Below are 3,634 nucleotides of genomic sequence, written 5' to 3'. Positions count from 1 at the left end.
AAATAGAATTTACGGCAATGCCCCATACCGCTTTTCTCCAAACCCACCACAGTAAAACGGTTGCTGTTTGAAAAAAGTACCACCCATGTCTGCTAGCCGCTCACAGGATACCCGTATCTTCAAAGAGCTCAAAAGGAATTCGTAGTCAGAATAGAACGTGGGATTCCTTTCCCCTGGTTTACAGCAACAAACACAAGGCAAATCAGCTCAATGCGTAAGCCGCTTATTTCCCAAGTTTTTTTTGTGCGTACTACCAGACATTTCTATTTTTATGCGATTGTCGTGTTACTGAAGCTCTGATGAAACAGCCAAGGTTCATTGATGGGATATTCCTGATGCATTTTATGCCTCATCACCTCTGTATAGCAGAGCAAATGCAACTGGGCAAGCGACGATGCTTGAAACTGGGAGCCTTTTTGTTCTATGGTTAAGGAGTTCAGAGACCAAATTAGAGAGGAGTTCAGCATGGACATTTCCCCTTTGCAGAAAGTACGTTATGCCTATCAACCCAAGCTACCCGCAATTTTGAGGGAGAGCATCACCAAGGTATCCCCCAAGAAGGGAGAAGCTACCAGTGCACAATCTGACGCAGATCAGATCAAGGCACTCTTTCCCAACACATACGGACTTCCAAGAGTTTCGTTCATAGCCGGAGAGAATAGCGATATCAGCAAGAAGCGAAACGTAGGAGTGATATTGAGCGGTGGCCAGGCTCCCGGCGGGCATAATGTCATCAGTGGAATATTCGATGCACTGAAGGCAGCCAATACTGAGAATACGCTGTATGGCTTCAAAGGCGGTCCTTCCGGTATTCTGGAAGATTCCTACAGGATCATTGACGAGGACTATCTTGCCTCATTCCGCAATACCGGCGGTTTTGATATCATCGGAAGCGGGAGGACAAAGCTTGAGACCGAAGCCCAGTTTGAGGTTTGTGCTGAAGTATGCAAGAAGCATGAGATTGATGCCCTGGTTATCATAGGCGGAGATGATTCAAACACCAATGCAGCGGTCTTGGCTGAGTATTTCCTTGCCAAGAACCACGGCATTCAGGTCATCGGATGCCCGAAGACCATCGATGGTGACCTGAAGAACGAATACATTGAGATCTCCTTTGGATTCGATACAGCTACCAAAACCTACAGTGAATTGATCGGCAACATCGAGAGAGACGCCAACAGTGCAAAGAAATACTGGCACTTCATCAAGCTCATGGGCCGCTCCGCCAGTCATATCGCCCTTGAATGTGCGCTGGAGACCCAGCCCAACATCTGCCTGATCAGCGAGGAAGTGGAGGCAAAGGGGCAGAGTCTGGTAAGCATTGTGGACTACATAGCAAAGGTTGTTGCTGATCGTGCAGAAGACGGGAACAACTTTGGTGTTGCCCTTATTCCTGAAGGACTGATCGAATTCATCCCTGAGATCAAGGTCTTGATCAGCCAGATCAACAATCTCCTTGCCAAGGAAGAGAAGGCTTTCAACAAGATTGCAGACAGCAGCGAGCGTATCGCCTTTGTTGCAGAGCGGCTCAGCAAGGAAGCAGCCCAGGTATTCACCATCCTACCTGAAGAGATCCAGAAACAGCTCCTGATGGACCGCGATCCTCATGGGAACGTGCAGGTCTCCAGGATTGAGACAGATAAGTTGCTTGCCCAGATGGTGGAAGAGAAGCTCAAGGCCATGAAAAAAGAAGGCACCTACACCGGCAAATTCAGTTCCATGACCCACTTCTTCGGCTATGAGGGCCGTTGTGCTTTCCCGACCAACTTTGATGCAGATTACTGCTACAGCCTTGGCTATAATGCATTCATGTTGATCGCTGGTGGTCTCTCGGGGTATCTTTCATCGGTCACCAACCTCGCAGAACCTGCTGTGAATTGGGAAGCTGGTGGTATCCCCATCACCATGATGATGAATATGGAGGTACGCCACGGGGAGGAGAAGCCGGTTATCAAGAAAGCCTTGGTGGAACTTGATGGAAAGCCTTTCCAGTACTTTGCAGAGCATCGTGACAAGTGGGCCCGTGAGACTTGCTACACCTACCCAGGGGCCGTACAGTACTATGGACCTGCAGAGGTATGCGACCTGACAACGGTCACACTTGCCTTGGAACAGGCACAATAACCAATACACAGTACTGCATGCAACCGGATTGCCACCTATGGTGATCCGGTTTTTTAGTCAGTACAGCGGATTCTTCCCTTTCCCTCACGCTTTGCTTGGTAGAGCCGCTTGTCTGCAGCTTCCATCAATGCTTCGCTTGTACTGCCATCCTTGGGAAAAAATGCGACCCCCATGCTGATAGCAAATTCAATGTTGTCTCCATCCAAGGGGACTGAGACGTGTGAGATGTATTCATAGATACGAAGGCAGGTCTCTTCCTGGGTACATCCCCTGAGGATGATGATGAATTCATCACCTCCAAAACGACCTACCAGGTCATCATGTCGCAGGCGTTCCTTCAAGATTGATACCAGAGTCAGCAGTGCCTTGTCCCCACTAAGATGCCCATAGGTGTCATTGAGCAGTTTGAAATTATCGATATCGAGAAGCGCAAGTGCAAAGGGTCTCCCACTTCTGAGCTCTTCATGTAGCTGGACGAGGAATTCCCGTTTGTTCAGGAGTCCGGTAAGGCTATCCGTGTGAGAACGATGCATGAATGTTTCCATCCTGACTTGCCTGAGATAACTCAAGACTCCTGCGCCAAGGGAAACCAAGCTTCCAAAGATCGCGTATAGGACCAAGACCAATTCACCGCTATACCATGACTCTGCCGGGGCAATTTCCATCTTCCAAGTCAGGAGGGAGTATGTGAGTATCATGGAAACCGGGTCGCAATCATCCAAGATCGGCTCTCCCCACGTATAGGTATCATCCCCTCCAAGGTGAGTGAAGGTGAAATGATAGCGATATTGCGCAGAGAGATCCTCCAAACCTGCTTCGAGCAGAAATGATTCCATTTCGAAGTAAAGACTCAACAGTCCCCATGCTTGCTTGTTTTCCACCAGGAGTGGGTAACGAAACACCAGGTATGGCTTCCCATCATCCAGGTAGAGGGGGCCATCAATGCTTACAGAGGCCTGTCGCATAAGGTGTTCAATATGCTGGCGATACATGGGAAGAGTTTTCAGATCAAAGCCCACCTGACGGCCGCCCTCCTCGGGATACTGGTCGATGACCAAGCCATCCATGGCCAGGATGGCAAAGCTGAAGGATTGCTTATCCTTCTCCAATACGGTGAGGTATGGGAGAAGATCTTCCAGGTTGGGAACGATCCCTGCTTGCAAACTCTCTTCAAGACGCAAGCCATAGATTGTGGTGAACATCTCCTGTTTGCCAAGAAGTAGAAACAGGTTCTTGCGCAAGTTCAGCAGTTCAGTCTGGGCACGTTGTTTACTCTCCTCTACGTACTGCGACTTCCAGGCAGTGTAAAGCCCATAGGTCGTGAACAATAGAAGCATGGTCAGGAGAGAGGCCAACATAAAGGCCTTCAGATTCCATTGCAACTTGGCAGTTGCCTTCATTCCACTCTCCTTTCAGATTGTCGTTCCCTGCAGTATAAATTCGTTGAGGGAAAGCCTCAAGAGAGAAGCAAAGAACAATTCGCCCCTGTAAAGGGTGTCTATGCTATACT

General features: G+C 49.0%; 2 protein-coding genes. One reads left to right on the top strand and one right to left on the bottom strand.

What is annotated here, in order from left to right:
* Positions 1 to 465 precede the first annotated feature (465 nt).
* The gene (locus AB7S66_RS12080; RefSeq protein ID WP_428520343.1) at positions 466 to 2,124 is read left to right on the top strand and encodes a diphosphate--fructose-6-phosphate 1-phosphotransferase; all 1,659 of its coding nucleotides are present in this window, start codon (positions 466 to 468) and stop codon (positions 2,122 to 2,124) included.
* 53 nt (positions 2,125 to 2,177) lie between these two features.
* Here the strand turns inward: AB7S66_RS12080 and AB7S66_RS12075 are convergent, their stop codons facing one another.
* Positions 2,178 to 3,524 (bottom strand): sensor domain-containing diguanylate cyclase, encoded by a 1,347-nt coding sequence (locus AB7S66_RS12075; RefSeq protein ID WP_428520341.1) that lies wholly within the window; start codon positions 3,522 to 3,524, stop codon positions 2,178 to 2,180.
* Positions 3,525 to 3,634: the final 110 nt, after the last annotated feature.

Source organism: Sphaerochaeta sp. (assembly GCF_050178175.1).
Classification (GTDB): domain Bacteria; phylum Spirochaetota; class Spirochaetia; order Sphaerochaetales; family Sphaerochaetaceae; genus Sphaerochaeta.
The sequence above is the reverse complement of the archived record's forward strand: the minus strand, read 5'-3'. Positions and strand labels throughout refer to the sequence as shown.

Excerpts from the sequence above, each read along its gene's own strand:
- AB7S66_RS12080 (WP_428520343.1), top strand. The coding sequence starts at position 466 with ATGGACATTTCCCCTTTGCAGAAAGTACGTTATGCCTATCAACCCAAG.
- AB7S66_RS12075 (WP_428520341.1), bottom strand. The coding sequence starts at position 3,524 with ATGAAGGCAACTGCCAAGTTGCAATGGAATCTGAAGGCCTTTATGTTG.